At 51.5% G+C, this 23181-nt stretch carries 7 protein-coding genes; all 7 read right to left on the reverse strand.

Annotated features, from left to right (window positions below; genetic code table 11):
* Positions 1 to 601: 601 nt before the first annotated feature.
* Complete coding sequence (locus C5Y83_RS07835; protein ID WP_105329094.1) at positions 602 to 3949, reverse strand: helicase-related protein; 3348 nt, start codon at positions 3947 to 3949, stop codon at positions 602 to 604.
* A complete protein-coding gene (locus C5Y83_RS07840; RefSeq protein ID WP_105329095.1) occupies positions 3942 to 5759 on the reverse strand; it encodes a phospholipase D family protein in 1818 nt (605 codons plus the stop codon). Before C5Y83_RS07840 ends, C5Y83_RS07835 begins: the two co-directional genes overlap by 8 nt.
* Positions 5746 to 7023: a DUF6361 family protein gene (locus C5Y83_RS07845; RefSeq protein ID WP_105329096.1), complete on the reverse strand. Its 1278-nt coding sequence runs from the start codon at positions 7021 to 7023 to the stop codon at positions 5746 to 5748. Before C5Y83_RS07845 ends, C5Y83_RS07840 begins: the two co-directional genes overlap by 14 nt.
* Before the next feature lie 175 nt (positions 7024 to 7198).
* Positions 7199 to 7465 carry a hypothetical protein gene (locus tag C5Y83_RS07850; protein WP_146117703.1) on the reverse strand — a complete coding sequence of 89 codons (267 nt, stop codon included), beginning with the start codon at positions 7463 to 7465 and terminating at the stop codon, positions 7199 to 7201.
* Between the two features lie 353 nt (positions 7466 to 7818).
* The gene (locus C5Y83_RS07855) at positions 7819 to 10695 is read right to left on the reverse strand and encodes an aminotransferase class III-fold pyridoxal phosphate-dependent enzyme (protein WP_158262281.1); all 2877 of its coding nucleotides are present in this window, start codon (positions 10693 to 10695) and stop codon (positions 7819 to 7821) included.
* Positions 10692 to 14792, reverse strand: a complete 4101-nt coding sequence (locus C5Y83_RS07860; RefSeq protein ID WP_105329099.1) for a non-ribosomal peptide synthetase — start codon at positions 14790 to 14792, stop codon at positions 10692 to 10694. Before C5Y83_RS07860 ends, C5Y83_RS07855 begins: the two co-directional genes overlap by 4 nt.
* 74 nt (positions 14793 to 14866) lie before the next feature.
* On the reverse strand, positions 14867 to 22795 hold the full coding sequence (locus tag C5Y83_RS07865; protein ID WP_105329100.1) for a type I polyketide synthase: 7929 nt from the start codon (positions 22793 to 22795) through the stop codon (positions 14867 to 14869).
* Positions 22796 to 23181 lie beyond the last annotated feature (386 nt).

The raw sequence follows: 23181 nt of genomic DNA on the forward strand, positions 1-23181 counted from the left end.
CTTTGGCCCACCCTTCCGCCGCGATCCTCAGAGGATCTTGGGAGCCATGCCCAGCGGGTACGAGAACACATGTATGCTGATGCAAATGGCATGACATCAGCACGGGCGAAGGCGACAATGGTTCAAAACAGTTAATGGCGTAGATTGTCACACGAAACACGCGAGCAAGACTCCCTGAAACAACGAAAAACAGCAGGCATGAACACACAGTGCGTTCCCCTATAGGTTCATTGCGGGGCAGCGATTCCGGGTAATAGCGCACATCCCTCCCGCCGAAAAGGTCTCCCCAGAAGAGGGGTGTGGTTCGCGGTTGCATGTTAAGATGGGATGACTGCGGTCTATGCGATGATGCGCGGTTTCAGCAACTCGCATCGATCACAACGGGAGCCCCCACAACGAAAAGTCGTTTGATGAAAGGGTGCCGCCTGAAGCGTAAGGAAGATAACCATCCGTTAGAGTTTTAGCACTTTCGGAGGATTGCTGAGCCTGGAAGCGAGTGATGATGCTTGGATCTGCCCAGGGAGCTCCGAAGTAGCTCCGGATGGGAACCCGCCTCCACCAGGGCCCGCCTTAGGCCCAGCGATCGCAGACGGTTCGGTTTCTACGAGGAGCTGTTCGCAGAGTAATTGATCGGGCTCAAGTCGACCATTAGCGACTTGATAATCTGCTTCATCTCTTCCGGTTCAAAATCGCGAGCCAAAAGATGTTCGACCAGCTCTGCCTGGCGAGGCTGTCCTAAGGCCAAGCGATAGATGGCAAGCGTCTTCAAAATCTTGCGCAATTTGGCTTGGTCACTGCTGTAGGGATAGAACGGGATAACGCGTTCGATCTTGATGTCATCCGTTTCCACATGCCAATAAGGGACCAGCTCACACTTGCCTTGGGCCTGGCGTTCCTGCTCGCTGGCGAGTTCAAACAGATGCGACCACACATCTCCCGACAGCTTTGTTAAACGCTGCCGATACTTCTTAGCCAGGAACTGACGGATCACGAGGCCCTTATACCGATTGATTCGCCCTTCTCGCTGTTCGAGGTCAATCGGATTGCCAGGCAGGTTCCAATGGACGATGCGACGACAATAGCTGTGAAAATCTAGTCCCTCTTGTCCGATCGAAGTAGTCGCGAGGACGAACGGTCGAAACGGAGAATTAAAGACTTCTCGGAGACCGGTGGCACGTTGGCCCCCCTGCTCCGTCTCGATCCGCTGGCTACCAAATTCCACGGCGTAGTGGCAACGCAAGCGACGCGGCTTTCCGGCCAAGAAGGAATCGAGATCGTCGACGTTGATCGAAGCGGTATTCAAGGTGACCGAACTGGCCAGCCGCGAAACGGCTTCGTCAAAGTCGATATTTTGCTCTCGAAGCAAGTGAAAGTACTCGTCCAACACCGCCTGCAGGCAGCCATTGGCGCAATAGTTGGCTACCTTTCTCCAATAGCTGTCGTGCAGCGTTCGGAGCCTGACAGCGGCAATCGATTCCGGTTTATTGAACAGATTGACAAACTGATCGGCGACATCGAACGCTCCGACCATGAGACGTTCGCCTTTCTGATCGGGAAAGAGACGGCCTAGACTGCGAAGCGCCAAGACCGCTGGCGAACCGAGCGCCAATTCCGCCAAGACTTCCGCTAAATCAGCAGGTGGGCGTCCCAGACCGGCCGAAGCAGGATCGTGGAAGCAGTCACGCAAATGGGCAAAATGACTTTCTTTGCCACGGGACTCATCCGAGGCGTCCTGGAAATAAGACTTTCGCTCCCAGGGGTACTTCTTCGGAGACTCACTTTCAAACCATGTATCTACCGGATCGTCGACCGCCATCTCCAGACGATCCAGGAGAAGCGGAGCTGCCCAGTACCATCGTTCTCCATCACCTCCCTTGGTCGTGTATTGATCGAGATCTGCTCGGTCGATTGCAGCTCGAATGCGTTCCGTCGTTCGCTTCTTGAGTTCCGCCAGGGTGAAACCGTCGGAAACGTTCTGAACTGGATCGACAACCTGAGCCAAGAAGGGACTGGGATAGAGGAGACAGAAATTACTCATGTTCCGCTGCTGGGCGTCCACTCCCTTGCCCGTCGTGGCGAAACGCATTTGAGGACTGGGGTGTCGTGGCTGCTGAAAATACGTTCGGGACTGCTTCTCCATCGATTCTCGCGTCGCTTCATTCCCCACCGTTCGCCGTTCTACTTCGTACGAGAGAAGCGTACTAATGACGCGAGGAACCATGACCCAGGCCGAAAATAGCAGGGTCTTCGAGAAGGTCTCCATGCCTTGGAAAGAGCCTTCCAAGAGATAGTAGGGTAGACTGGGCGATACCCATAAAAGCTCTGCACCGCGCTCACCGATCGCCTTTTCGATCAGGAGCTGGAGGCGGGCATGTGAGGGACCCGCATTATCTTGGCCATTCTCGAGGTTCAGGGAATAACGGTCTACCGATTCGAGATTCAGCCAGGCTCCCCTGGTCGCCTCAAGGCAAGAGGCGATCTCTGGATCGTGTTTGTGCAGCGATAGTGACTCTTTGATCTTATAGCGATCCAAATAAGAGAAAGGATAGAGTGCGGATTTACAGTACTCCGTGGGCTTGCCGGCATTTAGCTGCAGGCGGTTCATGCTCTGCACAATTTGGTCGGTCTGGCGAAAATTCTCGATGTCCCCCAAGCTGAGTTTGACCGGATCTCTCCATTGATCTTCGACCATCACCGCTGGATCATCAGCGACACTGTTTCTCTCCGTCCGGCACATCACCGAACGCAGGATCTCCTCAACCCGACTGCGGTGCTCTGGGTTTAGGTCGATCTCTCCCTTTTGTAGCGTCAGGAGCTGCTTATAAAGCCCCTGGCGATGTTGGTCATAGGAATTGAGACAATCCGATCGATCTCGTAAGAGAAACTCGAGGACTTTACGAAAGTCTTGGTAGTGATCCTCACCGCGATCGAGGTCATCATGATTCGTAAAAGCTTTAAAGGGAGTTGCTGAAAGGAGCAGGACGCGAGAATCACGCTTAGCAAACATGACATCGCGAGCAATGGTAGCCTCCTCTTCCTGGTTGTTGATATCAACGATGTTCCGAAACCGCTGAAATTCATCCAAGATGTACAGGTCGGCATTCACGTAGCGGAGGCAGCAGTGAATCAAGAGCCTGCGCAGTTGATGGACGAGTCTCAGGCAACCGCGATGCATTTGCTTCTCCCGTCGTGATCCTCGGCGCGAATGGAGCTGCTTGGCGAATTCGAGGACCGCTTGATGGAGCGAACAGACCCGACTGGAGCCGAGTTTCGAGTAAATCATCGTTTCCGACTTGGGAATCTTCTCCTTCTTAATGACTTTTAGGAAACGGTTGGTGAGATCGTCTCGGTACGTGGCCTTTCGTTTGCGTTCCAGGTAGTTTTGGTAGTCGCGCATCTTCTCCACGCTACCCCGCAAGAGCCATTGCAGGCCCCGTCGGTGCTTGTTCATGTCGGGATCGTGGCAGAGCAGCGCATAAATAATGGCCCGTTCCTTCTTGAGGCCGGCGGAGCGCTGAACTTCAAAGGAAGTTGAGGGGGTTAGGGAATTGAGCTCGAGCAAGTGCTGGCGAACGACGCCTTCCCCTTCCGGCTCTGGTTCCACTTCCGCTAAGAAGGCGAGCCGGGATACGGGCTTTTTCATCGCCAAGGTGGATGGAAAGAGATTGAGTTTACGGAGGTTCTCTCGGGCAATAACCTGATTTGAGCAGATATACGTCACGCGTAGGGGCGATCGTTTCTTCTGCTGGAGACGATCAAGAATCCTGCGGGCAACGATTCCTTTGGCGACGATCGTCTTTCCGAGCCCCACTTCGTCCGCTACGAGCATGCAGCGTTGTCCATTGCCATAGATCTGTTGATAGACGGTATCGACCGTTGCCTTCTGGAAATCTTTGAGACCCAGAAGTGCTTCGTCGACGTAGTGTTCCAGCCGTGGCCGCTTAGTCATTGCCGTCCTCCTCTGCGGGGACAGCCGCCTTAAACACCTCCCACATCGACAGGAAATCACCCGGAATCACGCAGTCTTCGTTCTCCTCATAAAGTCGGGTAATAATGCGATCGACTTCCAGGAGTCGCTTGGGATTGCGGGAGGCAGTGATCAGGAGCTGCTCAAAGATAGGCATGTCAAACTGCCATTCGCCTCCATTGCCGGTATCCGTCTTACCTTCTGAGCCCAAATCCAGCTCAAGATCGTCTTTGGAAAGATCGTCCGCCAGCAAGAATCTTAGATAGGCGAAGAACTTGTCCCGGCTATTGATGATACTCTTGAAAATGTTATCAAGTCTCGAATCTGGTAGGCCGGCAACCTTAATACGCGTGAGGAAGGCCCGAAGCACCAAGTCGCCTTCCGAGATGGTGAATTGAAAGAATTGGCTCAGGCTCGTTTCACTAATATTCGGAAATAGCAGCGTATTGAATTCGCCAAGTTGCAGCGGCTGATCCGCAAGTCCGCGTACAAATGGTCGGACCGATACGCCCATCGCCTCATCGACATGGATTTCTCGCAAGTCAATCTTTAGCTGTAAGTCGTAGTTGGTTTGATTCTCCGCCAACGAAACGTGAGCGGCAGCCTCGGCAGCGAGCAGTTTGAATTCTAGGGTGCGAATCGCTTGCTTTTGTGATTCATCTTCCTCGGTGGTCTGTCCCCCCTGCTCTGGCTGAAACGGAATAAATAACTCGCCGATGTCTGGATTCTCCAAAAGCTGTTTGCGTATCCGTTCTCTTCGCGTCGCAGGGGCAGTGCCGAGCAGCTCGATCAGGAACTCGGTGTTCCGCGTGAACGCGGCTTGGGTCGCATTGCTCGATCCCAAAAACCAAGTCGTATGATCCGCTTCATCGAACAGAAAGACTTTGGCGTGGAGATTCTGTTCTACCGGTTCGGTCGCTCCTTCTTCCGAGGAGTTGAGCCGTTCCCCATCGACCACCATATCCGTGAGCCAGTAACTCGAGAACTGCTGGAGAAGCTTAGGCGGTAGGCGTTCTAGCTCAATTCGTCGACTCAATAGTTCGGCAGTGGAAGTGACGTTCTGGCGGATTGTCTCTAAGGCTTTGGGATGTAAGAAGGGGGACAAGCAGAGTAGATCGGTCGCACGCTTGCGGGCCACCGGATTGGCAGTGTAGCCGGGAATCCCAATGGGATGTAAAGCGAACTGGTCAAAGCCTTCGGGGAGCTCGAAGGCGACGCGCTGTAGTTCCGCCAGAAAGGATTCCCCGTTGGGAAATGGATGAACGCCATGGAGCCAGCGATGGAAGTCAACTAGCGGCTGCGTATTGGCGTGACTTGTGTCCGTGAGGGGCCCATCAAGACAAGCGGCGACGTCCCAGCTCCGATCAAACGTGAGGTTCCGGCTCAGAACGAGGAGTCGAAAAACGATATGATTTACGTCTTCTGTGTGTTGGTAACGCAAGACCCAGGTCTTGGGATGAAAGGAAGTGAACTCATTCTGGGGGAGAATAGGGATGAGCGAATTTTCGAGATAGGCGTAGATATCCTTCGCGACCTGAGGAACGTGTAGTTGCCCTTTCTGATGATAGACCTTTAGTCGTTTCGCCGTTTCGTGAATCGCATGAATAATCTGGACATCTTTGCCTAGTAGCTCTCCTTCCAAGGTTTGAGCGTAATAGAGGGCAACCGGAATAGAAAGCAGCGTGTCCAGGTCAACGCTGTAGGTCGTTGCTACTGCCTGCGAGAGCTGGAATCCCTCTGGGGGAACGAGCAGTCTGCCATAATCTAACCGATTCTGCTTAACGTCCAGCATCTGGATCCGCCTCTCCCGATTCGCCCCGTCGAATATCGCGGACCAAGTCTCTCACTTGGGAAAAGCGAAAGTCGAGCCCTTTCAGGCCGACCCATTCACCAATGTCAACATCCTTCGCGTAAGGACGAAGCCGAGCTCTGGGACCCTTGATCGCTCGTTCTTGAAAACCTACGAGCTCATCACATGCCGCCGTGTTGGGTATGGCGGATCGAGCCTGTTGAATCCAACCGTTGACGAAGTTGCGAGTGTCAGCCTTGGGTTTACTACCATGCTGCTCGACCACTTCCCAAAGAAAGTCAGTATTCCACTGCGCCCATTCGAATTGCTGCATCTCATCGACCCAGGCTTCCCAGTCCTGTTGGCGTGTCGCGAGCAAGCTTGGTTGCCCAAATCGCTTTTGAAGCAGCCAGTTATAACGAATATGGGCTCCGCGGAGGATCTTCCAAAAGTCCCGAGCATGGGAAATCGTTCTTTTGAGGTCAATCGAACCAAGGTCCTTGACGAAGGGAAGTTCGGCGAGGTCCATAAAACGGGCATTGGGCTCGAGTTGGACCACTTGATCAGTCGCCTCGTCGTCCAGCAAGATCTGACCGAGAAAGCTGGTCGGAACGTTAGAAGTGATTTGTTGCTTTAAGAATTCTGCTTCGGTTGCGGTTAGCGTGATCGCCAGATCGTCCCAATAGTTGGCCGAGATCTGAGGGGCGCGTACCGTAGGTAAGGTTTGGGGATCGGCATCCACGTCATCCCCTTTGAGGTGACTTGTGTCTTGGAGGAGGTCTTGAAGCGATTGCGGTTTGCTCAGCTTTCGACTGAATTCAGGGAGTGAGAGGCGAGTACGCACGAAACCAAACACACGGAGGCCGTTCCAATAGGCCGAGGAAGGCGGGCGGAGGACGTCGCGATCCGTGCTTTCGCCAAAGCTGACGCCGAAGATGCCTAAGCTTTCCGCAGAACTGCCGTATCGCTGAACGAGTTGGATACGACAGGCCTTCTCGCGCTCACGAAAATGAGCCTCGAGTGATAGCTTGTCTTTCTCACGCCGGGGCAAATCCAGGTATTCTCGAATCAGGAGAGCCGTGAGCGTAAAGTACTTGGCACGAGTTTGGATCGTCGAAATTCCGGGAAACATTCGATCCGCTAAGGAGTCACGGATGACCCCAATGCCAAGTTCGTCGATCACCCCTTTCTTGCGGAGTAGGTCGATGACCGTGCGAACCTTGTCTCGATGTTCTGAGGAAAAGTCAATCCAGCCGATCGCTGCCATCTCATCTCATTTGTAAAAGCGGCGGCTTCCAGCCGACATATTGGTAGCATTTTAATCTACGACTTTCATCCATGGATTTCCAGCTCTTGGGAACTGGAGAAGAAAATCCGAAATAGGCAGTCTCAAGTGGCTCTCAATGAAGATGTTGGGTGAGATATGACGAAGGGGTGGAGTCTCAATCGATGGGCCGCTTTCTGCAGCGTCGTGTAATGGGGATATAGTCTAGCTCGATGGCTTCGGTCAGCGACGGACAGTCGAGAAGCTGCTCGACGATGCTACGATAATCGAGCCGCTGATAATTCTTCAGCGCCAGGCGGGCAAACAATTGATGCTGCGTGAACTTCTTCGGGCTATTTACATGTTGATACGCTGGCAACGCTCGCTTGGCAACGGCCCAGGCCATGACCAAAACATCTAACGGAGATTTACTCGTAACGCTCATTAAGAGCTGCTACGTTAGAAACTCCACTTGCGGGTTACACTTTTTATGGTGTTTTCTACAGAGCCGATGGAACCTGTACTTCCAGGTTTGCCTAGATGGCTCTAGAGCTAAAATAGAACTGCTCTAGCGGTCGCTTTTCCAGATTCAGAATTGTCCCGAAGCGGCTTCTGTCAGGTTCGCCTTGTCAAGCCAAACATCAGCCCATGCCGAGTGCTCATATTCTTGAAATCTATGGAATGCTTGACCTGATCGGCCGTACTCCATTTCGCCTACGGTAATGTGCCTGCTCAGCGATACCGATCTCCTTGCCCCCGGGCCTTCGTCTTGATCTCGATGAACACTCTTGCCATTACTTAAGTTTTCGGATGATGGAGCCGAAAGCCATGCTTGATGGCAGATCTTTCAATAACCTCAAGCTGAAATGGCGACAGTTGACCGCACCAATCGCCTCGATGCCCCAGATCATCTTTAGCAGACTCCAATGCCAACAAAATCGTCTCTGATGCACACGCAACTAATACGCCGCGAACATCCTGTGTTAGAGGCCCAAGTTCCGGATTACCCGGGAGCGCAACTTGGCCACCCCGGACCAACTGAATATCTGGACGAACTTTAACTATTTCATCAGCGATGTTATATGGCCGGGACACGTCACATAGAATCGCCCCCTGCTTCGGGGCTGCTATGTCAATAATTGGTTCAGGACTGCTAGTTGCGGTGATCGTTACATCTGCCATACGTGTTGCGTCGTTGGGATCCCAAGACACACTAATTGGGCCGTCCGATTGAGCCCACGCGGTTGCTAGTTGTACTGCGTCGATGCACGTTGCTTGCTGCTGAATAACTTTGGCAAGTGTTCCCAACGACTGCGTCCGATTTGTGGCGTCGATGGTCCAGACTGATTGAATACAACTTGTCGCTACATCAATAAGGCGATGCTGCGCTAGGTCGGAACCTCCGCCACGTCCAACAAGACAGAGTGCTCCGACGAGTTGAGCAAGCTTTTGGGACATGGCCCGCCCGATCACACCAGCCGCCCCGACAACCGCAATCGTCACATCGGACATTTTTCGACCGCTGCGTTCTACAGCATCGATTACAGCTTCAACCGCCATTGCAGCAGTCAATGCGTTCCCGCTAGTACAAATCGTACGTCTGCTTTTTGGCAATGCTGTCCCACCATTGGTGACAATCGATGTGAACCCTCCCAGCCCGACAACCTTTGCTCCCCGGTGGCTTCCGATCTCAAATGCCCATTCAACCCAGCGTATCGCTTCGTTCGACCGCATCGCAAGCAACTCCTCCGTGTCGAATGGAACTACGATGATCTCTCCGTAGGCAACCTGACCGGTTTTCGACTCGACCCTAATCTCACCAATTGGGATAGGTCCACTTGCGGCAACGAGTCGATCACGCAGATATCTCAGTTCCTTCGGCGTCAGTTCGCTCAAACTCGGATCGAACAAGGCAAAGTCAGTGATCTTCAAGAAGTGCACGACGAACGCAAATCGGTCTCCAGGCATCGTATCGAACGAGGGTTCGGAGTCGAGTTGGGCAGTAATTTGCCTAAATGTTTGATCTCTACCTAGAAAGTCTTGGCTTCTAGTCCGTAGTGGCATAGTCTCCGTCGCCAAATGTCGGAGTAGCGCGGACGCGTCGTTCGCCTTAATTGTCTGACAAGCTGCTTCGATCGACTCAACGATGCGGTCGCATTCGCCCTTGGTTGCGATGAGTGGTGGCTCTATACGAATGACTTGTGTTATCGAAGGTGGACTGAGCCGAACTTGACTATTGGCTAACGCGAAGCTGACAATACATCCAGTGAGCAAGCCTCGCTGAGCTAAAAGTGCGATCAACCCCGGTCGATGTGTGAGACGCGAGAAGTCGAATTCTACGCCCCAAATATAGCCACAACCTCTGATCTCCTTAACAAACTCGTGGTGTTTCGCGGCCATCGCCCGAAGCCGATTACCAAGATAGATGCCGTTCATTTGGACCTGATCGGTGAGACGCAGTCCTCTGTCAGTCAGTATCTCAAGCGTGGCACTAGCGACGCGGCAGGACAGGGCGTTGCCAGCGAAGGTCGATGAGTGTCGCAAATCAAACCCAGGAGACCGCAAAACATCCGAATATAATACCGCTCCGATGGGTACTAGTCCGCCGCCAAGTGCTTTAGCGCATAAAAGCACGTCCGGATTCAAACCGAGCGATTGAGAGTAGAAAAGGTGCCCTGTTCTTCCCAGCCCCGTCTGTATCTCATCGACGATGAGTTGAACACCGGCTTGGCTACACAATTTGTGTGCCGTGTTTAGATACCCGTCGGGAGCGACATGGATACCACCTTCTCCTTGTATTGGTTCAACAAGCAGCGCGGCATAGCGATTAGGATAGGACTCCAGTCGATCCGCGAGGGCTCCGATTTCTCCGAAGGGGATAACATCAAAATTGTCCATGCGCGGCCCGAAGCCTTCGCAATAATAGCTGCTTCCAGTTGCGGACATTGCAGCCATCGTGAGTCCGTGAAATCCGCCACGACAAGATAGCACGCCGACGCGTCCAGTTGCGTAACGACATAATTTGATGGCGACTTCAACCGCTTCGGCCCCACTGTTGGTGAAGACAACATTATTCAGTCCAACAGGCGTAATCTCAACAAGTTGCTCCGCCAGTTCAGCTGCCGCAACCGGAATCGCCTGAGAAACGAACGCAGGCTCTTGTCTATCCCGAAATCGCGCAATTTCGTCCCAAATCGCTTGCGGATTGTGCCCAAAGGGAAGTGCTCCAAATTGAGCGATTGCATCAAGATAATCACGTCCTTCAGAATCAAAAAGTGTGGTGCCTTGGCCTCGAACGTAAGTCTTATCGAGTCCCAACAGATGAAACAGGCCAGCAAGTGTTGGATTGATGTGACGGACGTAGCCAGCAGTCGCCCCCTCAAGGCAGGCGGAGTCGAACATTTCATTTACCACTCCCCCGATACTATCGAAGAATGGCTGCACGTGCTGCGCTAATGCTCCCGCGTGGGATTGATCGCGAGCGTTAAGTGCTGACTCCACTGCAAAAGATCGCTCGCGAATCAGTTCCATTAGCTCGAGCTTATGCTCGGTCATTAACTGCTTCAAATAGGCGTCAATCGCACCACTGGGAGCGTTAAACTCTATTCGTGTTCCAATCACGCGCAGTTTTACGCCGCAAGCATCAAGCCGGTCTAGGAGCTCACGTGGAGTCATTCGATGACCCCTGATTCCCATTGCATATCAGTTCCCTCGCAATCGATCCGACTTGCAGTAATTGGACCGCCAACTGCCGCATGGACGAGTCGCCGTTCGGTAGTCAAACCTAGAGTCTCGATCGCGTACTTAATATTCCACCACCCGATCTGACACAGTCCAATTCCGAACCTTGGAGCCGTTGATTCCAGAAGTTGACAGATCGCACCAACTTCTATGTCAACAAATTTCGAGGAAAGATCGCCGTACATCGGTTCGATTGCAGCGTCGTCAGAAACGAACAGTAGAGTGAAATGGCTCCGGCGGAACAAAGGGCGATTCACTTGAGAGTCGAAGAACTGCTCGTCGAGCACTTCGCCCAGCCTCTCGACAACTAACCGATGACAGACGGGATCATAGTAATAGCATCCGTCCGTGAGGGACTCAATTGCGTTTGGCTTGACATAGAGATAGGTCTGAACCGGATACAATCCTCCGGCTGACGCATACGCTCTTTTGTGAATTCCGTTTCTTGTAGTTTCACTCAACGCATGGAGAATTCCGGACATTCGATCAAGAGTGAGCGGACCCTCATCGAAAAAGCGATTGCTCTGCCGGGCGAATAGATCTTTGGCATCTTCGAAGTCGGTGAACGATGGCAATGTTAAGCAGTTATCTCTACCTGTAATGTTTCGGAGATTGTACCGTGCCTTTTTAAATTGGTCACGCTCTGTTGGGTCGAGAATAGCCCGGTCATTGAAGAAAGTTCTCGCGGCGCGTGAACCGGACGATGAACCATTAGAACTGGTCGCAACTATCGATGAAATCGTGGGGGATTGGAACAGTTCGGGGAAAGACACTCGAATACCACACTCCTCCTCTATTCGCATCGCTACGCGCACAATCTCAATCGAATCTGCTCCCAAATCAAGTAAATTATCATTGGGACCGATAGCAGGTAAGCCAAGTGTTTCTCCAATAAGTCTACCAATCTTTTCTGCCAAATCTGCCCCTTTGTCAACTTCGGCGGAAGACGAGTTCTTGTCTCCGGAAAGCTCTGATGGATTGGACGTAGGAAGAGGATTCTCGAAGGCCGAGCGATCAATCTTGCCGTTACTACTCAGAGGGAGAGAATTGAGAAACACAATTCTTGAAACGTGCATTGCGACCGGAAGCCAGTCTCGCTGAGCTTGCAACAATGCTACTTCGATCTCTTGAGACGTCTGACCATCGATTGCCACGACAAAGGCGACAAGGCGGGTAGAGTCTCGTACATCGAATGGAACGACTGCGACAGCCGAGATCATTCCTGTCGCTATGAGTGTTGCTTCGATCTCGCCCGGTTCGATTCGCACTCCATTAATCTTGACCTGAGCATCTTCGCGGCCGAGAATCTCGATTTCTCCATTCGGTAGATATCGTCCGACATCGCCAGTGCGATAGAGTCGCTCACCGGTCTCAGGATGCGTCACAAACATCAGTTCGGTTTGCTCGTGATTGCGGTGATACCCGACCGCCAAGCTATCCCCGCTTATGTAAAGGCTACCGTTGACCCAATCTGGAATTGAATGAAACTCTTCGTCCAAGACATACCAACGTTGATTCGCTAGAGGACGTCCGTAAGGTATTCGCTTAGCATGGGGCGCAAGGCGATCGACCGGATGAACAATTGACCAGATTCCAGCTTCCGTCGCACCACCAAGACTTACCAGACGTACACTTGGAATAGTTGACCAGATTCGATCGGGGAGTGAAACATGAATCCAGTCGCCGCTGAGCAGCATCAAGCGGAGCGACATGAGACGAACCACGTTTGGTCCTTCCAAATACTCAACAAGCATCTGCGCCAGTGCCGGAACGGAATTCCAGACCGTAACGCGGTGTTTCACGATACACTCGATCCAATGCTTGGGATCACGATCGGTACCCTCTGCTGGCAATACCGCTATACCTCCTGCTGCGAACGTGCCGAAGATATCAAAAATGGATAGATCAAACGCAAGCGATGAAATTGCGAATACACGATCGGAAGGTCCCATCGCAAACTGTCGATTGATATCCAGAATGGTATTGCATGCTGCTCGATGAGTAACGGCTACCCCCTTCGGTTTGCCGGTCGATCCAGATGTGTAAATAATATAGGCGAGATCATCGGATGTGGGGCGAGAAAGCACAACATCAGCTTGGGATTCGGCATCGCTCGGTGCGATCACCGATAGCGATGGCACCAAGGCATTCATGCAGCATAGATTATTAGTTGGATCGACGACTTGCAGCACGACCTCGGATTGTTCCAGAATCATTGCCAAACGTTGCGGCGGCGTACATATATCGATCGGAAGAAAGGGAGCCCCCGTTTTTAGCACCGCAATCGCCGCGGCAATCTGGTCCAGAGATTTCGGTAGAAGGATAGCAATAGGTTTTCTATTGTCCCCAAGAGTCAATGCAATCCGAGACGCAAGTTGTTTTGCTCGTTCATTCAACTCAGCGTAGGTCAGAGAACCGTCCTCCGCAATGACCGCCACTTCATTCGGTCGCGTCTCAACCTGCGACAAGAATAGCGAAAGTAGATCTGTATCCGTCATTTCCACCCGAGTTTGGTTGATCATGGCGCGACGAACAACTTGGTCACTCGGCAACGGAAGCAAAGCTGGATCATTCCATGCGGCTTCGTTGAACGCTAGACGCTTGAGAAGCTTAAAGTAGCAGGCAAACATGTCTTCGATCAGTCCATCGGGAAATAGAAGGTCGACATAGTCCCAACTTAAAGTCAGTGCGTCTTGTTCCTCAAACACTTGATGATCGAGCCAAATATTAGGAGTCTGCGAACAGCGATAAACTACCTTGCCGAGAGGTTCTGCTTTACGGGCCGGGATGTCGCCAAGAATACTTGTGAAAACGACTGAAATGACATTGAGCGGATCAATACCACGCTCCCGTTTCAGTTCTCGCAATACATCGACACCGTTGACACGGCTATGATCGAATCGCTCCCAAAACGATGACTGTAAACGCAACGCCCTCGTCGCAAATGTTTCGGACTTGATTTCCTCGTCTTCGACAGAGAGCAACATTAGAGAAGTGAAGTCACCAAGCACAGGCTGGAGTTCTGGTTGCAGTGACTGTCGATTAAACAATGTCGTCATTACGCTGTAAGAATTAGTACGACTCCATCGCGTTAGCACTGACGTAAATGCCGCAAGGAGGGCGGCCGTCGGCGTCAATCCTAATTCCTGACAACGGGAGCGGAACGATGCCCACTCTGCTGCACTCAATGTTTCTTCCAAGCGTCGAAATCGTGGTGGTGTCACCTCGTGAGTTGAGCGAAACATCGGGAGTTCGGGAGCGGGTTCTATCTTGCCGAGTTGTTCCCGCCAAAAGTCCATTGATCGTCGATAAGAATCGGTAGCTTTCGCTGCTTGAGTCTCTAGGACGAAATCGCGATAGGAGCCCGTAATGGGAGGTAGGACAATGCCTGGATTCTTGTATATAAGCTGCAACTCAACCAGCAATAGGCCTACACTGAAAGCGTCGATGACCAACAGGTTGAAACTGAAAAACAGACGTGTAATCTGTTCACTCGTTCGCACCCCAACTACTTCGCAAAACGGCCAGTGATGACGCACTTGATGAGACATGCGTGATCGGATCTCCTCCAACCGCGAGCACCGCAACTCTTCTGGTTGGCCAGATAGATCTTCGAACGGAATGCTAAACATCGGGCACTCGTTGAGGATCCTCTGACGTCCGTCTGGCAGGATGTCGGCACGTAGCATCGCATGTCGCTCGAGCAACTTCTTCATCGCATCAGAAAGTCGATCGAAGTCTAAACTTTGGCAGTCCATTTCACAATAAACGTGCGTCGCGACACCACCAAGACCTTGCGGAATCGACTGTCCGATCCAATAGGCCTGTTGTGTTTCGGTCAGGGGAAATGGCTCGAAACTGTCACTGTTTGCCAAAACGCCGACATTTGATTTTTGATTACTTTCGCTTGAGGCCACCTTTTGAAGTAACAACTCTCTCAAACGATCTCGTTTTCGCTTTTCCAACTGACCGGCTTCGCAGGGAGTCGAGCCAGGCCCAGACGACTTAGGATTCGACGACGGTGTTGACATGCTTATATCGATCTCAGGTCACTTTGAAAAACTGCTGATTCACAGTCTTGAAACGTATGTTCGTCCACACAGAATCACCTATCAGCATTCTCTGCTTCAGCGAGTAGTCGTTCGACCTCGGAGTCACTCATCGAGTCGATTTCATGAGCCATTCGTAACGCTGCTTCCGAATCGAGCGAATCCCAGCTTGTCCCGCTTCTAGTTACGTTGACGACGCTCGCGAGACTATCGCGGATCATTATCGCCAGCGATTGAACAGTTCCACCTTCAACGAAGAGCATTGGCGGAATCGTTGCCTTAGTTGCGGTTTCTAATCGGTGCTGAAGTTCAAGCGCCATCAAAGAATCCACGCCTTGGTTAATAAGCGGTGCCGTCGTGTCAATCCGATCCGCCGAGATCCCCATGACGCTGGCTACTTCGCTGACGATAAAGCCGACAAGTATATCCATCAACTCGTCCGGTGCCGCTTTTGAGACCAGAGTTAGGATTTCATGTTGATCGCGCTCGGATTCTGAAAGCTGAGTGGACTCCATTACATCGTCAAAACGGCGAATCTTAGTCACTCCAGGCAGTTTCTGGCGTACCCGACTCCAATCAATGTCGGCGACGCCAATTTGGACTGGATTAATTGCGATGAGTTTTCTCAACACAGCCAAATATTCTTCTGATGTGACAGCGGCGAATCCGTTGATCTCGGCTAGTGAGTCCAACACTTGTGGATTACGTGCCACCCAGCCAACATCCTGAACGACACCCCAGTTGATGGATAGTGCCGGCTGACCGCGCAGCCGTCGCCATACTGCAAACGAGTCTAGGAATGTATTGGCAGCAACGTAATTCGACTGGGCTGGACTACCCAGAAGCGATGTAAAGGACGAAAAAAGCACGAAAAGATCGAGATCCAAATGTTCGGTCGCGCGATGTAGATTCCAAACACCAATTGTTTTTGGTTGTAACACTTTGTCTAGGGTGTCTCCATCCATTGCAGTCAATGGTTTGTCGTCCACACGCATTGCAGAGTGAAAGACGCCGCGAATGGGTGGTAGAGATTTAGCATGGACTACGAGGGCTTCGTCTAGCTGAGCGAAGTTGGTAATGTCCGCTTTAACAGTAACAATGCGTCTTCCTACAACCTGTTGTCGTTCAATCTCGTCTTTAATCTCCGAAGAGACTTGTCCACTTTTGCTGAGGAGAATAAGATTCTGTGCACCCTGGCTAATCAGCCATTTGGCGAGTTCAAACCCAAAGCCACCGAGTCCACCGACGATGAGATAAGTCGCATTGGACTGAATGGAACGCGACATCTGGTTTCTTGACGCATGATCCTTTGGCTCGCACTCCACATCTAATAACACACCCCGATCGATCGAGACGACAACCTTACCCTTATGCTGTGCCCGAGCAACATGCTCGAACGCTTCTCGCACACGCGATATGGGAAATGTGCGGTGCGGGAGTGGATGAAGCTCGTTTTGCGAAAGCAAGTCGACCACAATACGAAGTTCGCTTGCAATGATGTCGGGGCGTTCGGCCATCATTTGATCTAAATCTACCGAAGAGAAATGCAGATTTCTTTGGAACGGCGTTAGCGACAGCTTTGCGCCAGCATGAATATCGTTCTTGCCGATTTCCACAAAATGCCCGTATCTCGACACAACTGACAAACTAACAGCAAGGCTCGAACCAGCAAGTGAGTTCAATACTAGTGACACTCCGTTATTTTCACTCCATTTCATAACCTCATCGCCAAAGTCGAGAGTGCGTGAGTCTCCGACCATTTCTACTCCAAGTGACAGAAGGAAGTCACGTTTGTCCTGACTTCCCGCCGTTGCGAAGACACGCAGCCCTAACATTTTGGCAATTTGCACGGCCGCCTGCCCAACCCCTCCTGCGGCAGCATGAATAAGCACAAGGTCGCCTTTCTTTAATCGTCCTATCGTGACCAATGCGTAATGCGCAGTAGCAAATGCGACTGGGATTGTGGCCGCCTCGTCGAAAGAAAGATTATCCGGTTTACGAATTAGAAGCTCAGCCTTTGTCGTGACGTGTGTTGCAAAACAGTTGGGAGCACAAGTAATAACAGGATCGCCGACGGACCACTGATTGACTCCTTCGCCAACGGCAACAACATGACCCGCACATTCGATTCCGAGTCGCTGACCGACATAACCTTCGTTGAATGTCTCTTCCGGCAACAATCCGAGCGCAATTGCAACGTCTTTGAAATTTAGTCCGGTGGCGGCGACTTCAATCTGAACTTCGCCGTGTCTTGGCTTAGAAGGCCGAAAAGGAGCGAAATGGAGCCGATCCAAAAGCCCCGGACCGTCTGTCTCCAATCGGATCGGTGTTTCAGAGACGTTGACTTTCTGCGTCTGTTTCGACAATCCGCGTTGTAACCGGATCACGTATCGGTGCGAACCTCTGATCATCACCTCTACTTCGTCCGAGCTTCCATGAAGTTCTTCAAGCAACGCCTTCTGTTCGCGGCTGTCAGTGCGATTGGACAGATCAATCAATCGACAGTCGAGTGCTGGATGCTCGACCAGTGTGGTACGGGCAAGCCCCCAAACAAGGCTTTGGATGGGGTCAATTCCGTCTGGTCGGCATTCCTTCGACTGGTTTAGTTCGCTACCACCTTCAACCATTAGGGTTCTACATTGTGCCTGCTCTGTTACAACGCACAATCGGATCACCTCAATCGCGTCACCTGCTTGAACAAGAGCACGCACGATATTCACATAAGAGTGAGCAATCCGTATTACTCGATCCCGATTGGCAATGCCGTCATTCAAGATGTGTGACTCACATCGTTCCGGAAGCGACCAAGCATGTACTACTTCAACTGCAACTGAACAATTGACGGATATACTGGCCAGAAGCATCTGAAATGCTTCAATCGAATCAACTGGCAGTGAATATGAGTCTTCGCCGTTTCTTTCGAACTCGTTACCGGTGCGAACATGGACTGCCCCGTGACCGGCCGCGTGGGCATCTTGTGCAAGCAGATCCCAAACATCCAGATCGTCCGTGAAAACAATTCGAACGCAGGGTTTGTCACGTAACGATTTCTTCACATCGACGTGACTTGCTATCGAGCCATCCGTTTGCCCAGACGCTGGCCGCTCGCTTGAGAGCCCCGTCGCAACCACGATAGAATGGACGGAGCGTGAAGCTTCGCTAGAGTCACCTACGACTCGTACATCCGCGAAGGGAAGAGATGAAAGCTCACGATGCCAAACTGATTGAGGTGCCCACGGATCGATACCTCGTACCTCTTCATCTTCAAAATACCACCAGTCACGTATCAGCCCAAACGAAAGTAGTGCCAGGTTATTCAGTCGTGTACCCTCAAGAATCAACATTGCGCCATTTCTATCGAGCAGTGAGGTCAACCGGCGAAGCGTGGCGCGAATATTCGGAGTTGCGTGAATCACATCTGAGGCAATGATCATATCGAATCGGCGATGTGAAAACCCCTGTTCGGATGGATTCCTCGTCAAGTCCAACTCCCGAAATTCCATCCAATCTTGCCCAGCGAACCGTTCTCGAGCGCGACTAACGAAATGAGCTCCTAGATCGGTAAACGTATATGATACCGTTGCTGATTTCAAAACCGGAAACAAGTATGCCGTTAATCCGGCTGTACCGCCGCCCACCTCGAGAATTCGCAGAGATGAGGAATTTGTCGTAAGCAAGTCCTGAACGGTTTGGCGAAGCATCATATTGTGGACTCGATAAGTAAGCGAGTCAGCGTAGAGATGTTCGGCTAGCGAAAAACCTCCTCCTGGAAATATTACCTCCAGCCCCTCCGCACTGCCCGTCAGCACGGATGCGAGCGAATCAGCTCCTCGCCGAAGCAATGATGCTTCAGCCAAAAAACCGGACGACTTTTTCCAGAATCGATTCCATAGAGGAATCATATCGCGATCGATCCGCTGATAATCTGTCTTGATCTTCCAATGGTCGCCCACCTGCTCGGCCAAGCTTTCATTCACGAGCATGCGGAGCAAACGCCCAAGCAGTCGAAATTGAAAGTCATTTGTTGGTATGCCAAGCTTAGTAGCAAGTTGTTCAGTCGTAAATAACTCGTTGGTATGCGGCGACCATCCAAGCGAATCCAATGCACGAACAGTCGCAACGCTGGCTAGACGCTCCATGGTCGGCCAAACATCTTTGTACAACCTTTCGAAGTTGTACTGTCGGTCGAGCTTTTGAGCCGTTCTACGAAGCGTTTGCTCAAGTTCATCGTTATTAGCTTTGACGCCAGGTTGATGGCGTGAATCACAATGCGGCAGCGGTTGCGAAACCCATTGGGGGGCATACAACATCCCATCGCTTTTGCTCGTTCGTTCTATGCTTCGCGTCGTTCGAGCTTTGAAGGACAGCACCTCAATGCAAACATTTCCATCATCATCGATCAGTTTGATATCACCAACGAAATAGTCTGAGCCACGCTCAGTGACAACAGCATGGGCCCAAAGCCGCGACGGCGGCTTACGAAGGTAACGATAGCTACCAATACGAACCGGCAATAGAAGGCTCTTGGTAAAAGAATCATTGGCACATTGTTCACCCAGCGCGAACGCGCCAAAAATACATTGCAATGCACTATCAACCAAAGCTGGATGGGCCAATAGAATCGCCTCCCGCTGAGCTTGATTTCTAGATATCTTTTCTGATGATTTAAGCGATACTCGCGCAACCGCTTCGGAGTCTCCACACCACACCTCGTCGACGCCCTGGAAGGCTGGTCCGTATCGGAATCCAAGGGCATTCAGCGCATCATAAAATTCGTCACCGTTATAGTGAGTTCGACAACGGTTTCGAGCACTATTCCATTTAAATACACATCTTGGACCTTCTTTGTCGATCGGTTGTATCTGACCTGTGGCATTTTGAGTCCACGTACCCGTTTCGCGACCAATTCGAGTATGTATGGCAAACGTCAGCCCATGGGAATCGACAATTGTCTGCACTTCCGGGGACTTTGCTTCATCCACAATCAACGGCTGCAGAAATCGCACATCTTTCAGATCGAAACGTTCACTTCGAAATACCTTCGCGGCAGCTTCGAGTGCGAGTTCAATATATCCAACTCCAGGAAAAATAATCGAGGACCCAATCAAGTGATCGTTGATCCATGGATGGCCGTAGACATCCAAATACGTGATCCAACTCGAACTCGGTTCGATTGAACTCATTCGATCGCCCAGCAGTCCACTTGATTGTTGCTCCGCAGGGAGCATCGCATCTTTGAACCAGTATCGCTCACGTTGCCATGGGTAACTTGGCAGCCTCACGTTAGTAACGCCATCCGCAATATGAGACAACCAATCGATTTCACTTCCCTCAACGTACAAGCGTCCAAGCGACTCTAGCAGTGTCGCCAAGCCGGGTCGATCACGACGAAGCGATGGCAACGCGGTCACCTGACAATTTGACGCGTCAACACACTCATCAATCGATCGCGTGAGCACCGGGTGAGGAGAAATTTCCACAAGCTGGTTTACTTCAAGAGCCGACTCATCCAAAACGGCATCAGAATTGTCGTTTACAGGTGGCCACGATGAATCTCCAAGCAATTGATCAATCGCTTCAAGAAAACGCACTGGCTGTCTTACATTGTTCCACCAATATTCTGGGCCGAGTTCCTCGCCCTCGATAAAGCCGCCGGTGACAGTTGAAATTAACGGAATGTTTCCGGATCGAGGTTTAATATCGCTCAGAGATGCAAGTAACTCGTCACGAATAGGATCCATCAATCTACAGTGGAATGGGACATCGGTGGCAAGAAAGCGGTGAAAGACACTGCGACTACGCAGGTTCGCTACAATTGACTCGAGCTCTTGCGTCTCCCCAGCGATTGATACCGTTTTTGGGCTGTTGATCGCAGCAATCTCCGCCCTATATCGGCCTTTGGTAAGCAATGATTGCATTTCGTCAGGTGTCAACGCGACCACTAACATTCCACCGCTGCCTGATGTAAGTTGCTGGCATCGACTGCGATGAAATACTAGTTTGACCGCATCTTTTAGATCAAAGCATCCGGCAACCGTTGCCGCCGCAACTTCTCCAACACTGTGACCGACGACTGCTGCTGGTTCAACACCCCACGATCGCCACAACGCCGCGAGCGCCATTTGCAGCGCGAAGATTGCCGGTTGCCCCACCGATGTCATGGCAAGTTGCGACTGTTCTTCCGATGCTTGCAGCTCGTCCCAGAGCGACCAGCCAGCCACAGACTCAAATAAATCGCAAATATTCCGAAGTTCATCGCGGAAAACTTCTGACTGATCACAAATGTCTCGTCCCATTCCGGCCCATTGAGGCCCCATCCCCGAGAAAACAAATGCTTGACGCTGCGACTTCGACGATTTGATGCGGCCGCGGGTGATGCCGACGTCATTCTCACCGTGGGCGACCTTTATAAGATTGCCTATGAGATCTTGCCGGGTGTCAAATATGATTGCGGCGCGGCAGGTATGATGAGCACGTCCAATGCAATTCGAGGCGACAATGTCATCGAGAGACATGCGTTTAAGACCGCCAGATATCAATTCGTTTGCCAACGATAAAGCGTAATCTGAGACGGCCTGATCCGCTCTCCCCGAAATGGGCAACATACGAAATCCCCCCGGCCTACCATCGCGACTTTCAATTGTCACTTCACTTTGCGAAGATCTCGGAGGACCGCTGCCGAGCAATAAATGGGCATTAGCTCCACCGAAGCCAAACGAATTCACACCGGCAGTTCTGGTACCTTCTTCACGCTTTGGCCAATTTGTCAAATCTTCCACGACACGTAGCCTACAAGATGGCTTTACGAGTTCTTCATTGGGGCGTGCATAATTAATCGAGGGCGGAATATGCCCATGATGAATAGCCAAGATCGTTTTTATCAGTCCGGCAATACCAGATGCCGTTTCCAAGTGACCTATATTCGTTTTGACGGACCCAATGAGACAGGGAGAATTGGAGACGCGACTTTTCCCGAAAACCCGGTTGAGAGCACGGAGTTCAATCCGATCACCAACTGGAGTTCCCGTGCCGTGGGCCTCGATGTAGTCGACATCGCAACCAGCAATACCGGCATCACTAAGCGCCGCCTCTAGAAGAGCCACCTGTGCCTCTTCACTTGGTACCGTAAGCCCGGTCGTTTGGCCATCCTGATTAGTAACTGCTGATCGAATAACTGCGTAGATTCGATTTCCATCTTTGATCGCGTCGTCAAGTGATTTTACATAGATCATCCCAGCCCCTTCGGCCCTTACATAGCCGTCCGCGTCAGCATCAAACGACTTGCACCGGGCATCTGCCGCCAACATCGATGCAACATTGAAACCAACAGTCGTTTCGGGACGCAACATCAGGTTGACACCCCCGATTAGCGCTGCCGTTGAACGGCGTTCCCAAATACTCTGGCAAGCAAGAGTTGCTGCTACCAGGGACGAGGAACAGGCGGTATCCACAGACATGCTTGGACCTCGAAGGTCCATCGCATACGAAAGCCTGTTAGAGATCAGGCTGCCAACTGATCCAGAAATAGTGTAGGCGTCGACTTCAAGAGCCAGCTCTCGATCCTGAAGAACTCCGTAATCTTGCCCTGAGACTCCGACAAACACTCCCGTCGATGTACCGGCGAGCGAATTGGGATCCAGTCCAGCATCCTCAATCACTTCCCAACCCAGTTCCAGCAGGAGCCGTTGTTGTGGGTCGAGCCTTTTCGCCTCTTTTGGCGAGATTCCGAAAAACGCTGCATCAAACCTATCGACGTTACTCAGAAAGCCGCCCCGCCGAACAACTTTACCGACTAATCCGTTTGCTGCGAGATGCCGCTCATCCCAGCGTCCCTCTGGTACATCCGAGAGTCCATCACCTCCTTGCGATAACATTTTCCAGAATGCATCTGGACTATCCGCTTCACCGGGAAAGCGACAGGCAATACCAACAATTGCAAGAGAACTTCTGGTCATGGCAGGTAGTTTTGATTTGTTATCTAGCATTCGTTCTTAATCGGTAGGGCTCGCTTACCCAAGAAGATGCAACAGTTCAACACCTTGTTGCATACGTTTGCATGCTACCAAACAACGTGGTCTAAACACCTCTAATCGATCAGATCAGAGTAAGCGTCGAAGGACTGGTCGCCAAAAAACTCCTTATATCATGGTGCGACGACCGAGTATTTCTCGCGGAGCGAAAGGCGGCAAGTGCGATACGTGCAAAGTATAACTGGAATGCTTGCTGTAGGTAATATAAAATCGACCAAACGAGAGTGTACTGACATGCTCATTTTAAGCAACGTTATTTGTAGAATTATCGAAAACCTTCCGCTTTCCCAGTGCAATTTACTCATCCATAAGCAGCCTGCTGTGGCGTTCGATGTCACTTA

It is taken from the genome of Blastopirellula marina (assembly GCF_002967765.1).
Taxonomy (GTDB): Bacteria; Planctomycetota; Planctomycetia; order Pirellulales; family Pirellulaceae; genus Bremerella; species Bremerella marina_A.